The following is a 1,446-nucleotide window of genomic DNA, read 5'->3' on the forward strand; positions in this document are numbered from 1 at the left end:
AGCTCCTATGTATGGACTCGCCCCCACTGCCAACCCTTTTTTAACACTGCTACCCGGTTGCATCTATGTATCAGGCCTGTTCGAGGAAGCGTGATCAGCTTCTGGCCAACATTGGTTGAGCTCGCGGTATGCCCATTACAGTTAGGCCTCTAGGGCCAGTAGGAGCTCAGGCATCAATCCGCGACGGTCTGACCTGGGGTCAATGTTCTTCAGCAAGGGTTGGAGCGGCTTAACGCCCCGGTGGCAGAACGCTGTGCGTCACTGACTCATGGCAACCTCCTGGTTTTTGCCCGGTTGGCGACTATAAATCTGGTCGTTTTGCAGCAGCACCCAGAGGATGCGCAGGTTGCGGTTGGCCAATCGTACGGCCGCCTCCTTGCGGCCCAGGCGCGTTATCCAGCGCTGGAGACGCTGGTCATCCGGCTGCTCCGAATCGGGTCGTATCTGTCTCAACACCGAGTGAGCACCCTGGATCGTCAGGCTGCGCAGATAGGCATCGCCACGTTTGCTCATCTTGCCCAGCCGGACCTTTTCGCCGCTGCTGTTCTGGTTCGGCACCAGGCCGAAGTAGGCGGCGAATTGCCGGGCATTGGCGAAGCGTTCAGGCTCGGTCTGTTTGGCCAGAAGCGCCGTGGCAATGATCGGGCCGACACCGCGCACCGTCATCAACCGTTTTGCCGTCTGGTCATCATTTGCAGCCGTTTCCAAACGAGCGGTCAGCACGTTAATGCGTTCGCCCAGCTGGCTCCATTCCCCCAGCAGTTCATCGATTAGTTCGCGCAGCAGATCGGGCAATGGCTGGGTAGCATCTTCCAGAATCCGCGGGACCACCCGGTTGATCGCGGCTTCGCCCTGAGCCATGGCCACACCATGTTCAAGCAGCAAGCCACGCATCTGATTGCCCATCGCTGTGCGCCGCCTTATATAGCCCTGACGGGCGCGATGGAGCGCCTGCATGGCCAACGCCGACGTGCTTTTGACCGGGACCGCAGAGATGCTGCTGTCCCGGCCTGCGCGCAGGATGGCCAACACATCGTTGCGGTCGTTTTTGGGGCCGCTGCGATGATCGGCTACACGCTGAGCGGGCAAAATACGCACCGGATTGCCTTGGATTTGCAACAACCTAGCCCAAGCCTGAGCACCCGGTCCGGTCTCCATCAGCACGGTCACGCTCGGTGGCAACTGCCGAAGAAAAGCGTGAAAGCCCTCACGGGATTTGATTCGATTTTCGTGGATCACCTGACCTAGGTTGTCTTCGCCCGCCACCTGAAAGACCCGCTTGGCAAGGTCTACCGCTACGGTTGTGCACGTCGAAACATCGGCTGACAAAGAAGGATTGATCGTCGTATGCTTTTTCATGGCCTCGCCCTCGCTGTTCGTTGGCTTCCATAAGAATGCCACCGTGGCGCACAGACGCCTCGGCTTGGGCGAGTCCATCCAATTACA

At 59.1% G+C, this 1,446-nt stretch carries 1 protein-coding gene; it reads right to left on the reverse strand.

All coding sequences use genetic code 11. The annotated features are described in order from the left end of the window. Nucleotides 1-258 precede the first annotated feature (258 nt). Entirely contained in the window at nucleotides 259-1,359 is a 1,101-nt protein-coding gene (locus ACWKWM_RS27810) for an IS110 family RNA-guided transposase (protein ID WP_483849171.1), read from the reverse strand. Nucleotides 1,360-1,446: the final 87 nt, after the last annotated feature.

It is taken from the genome of Pseudomonas rosaeacicularis, from assembly GCF_057128745.1.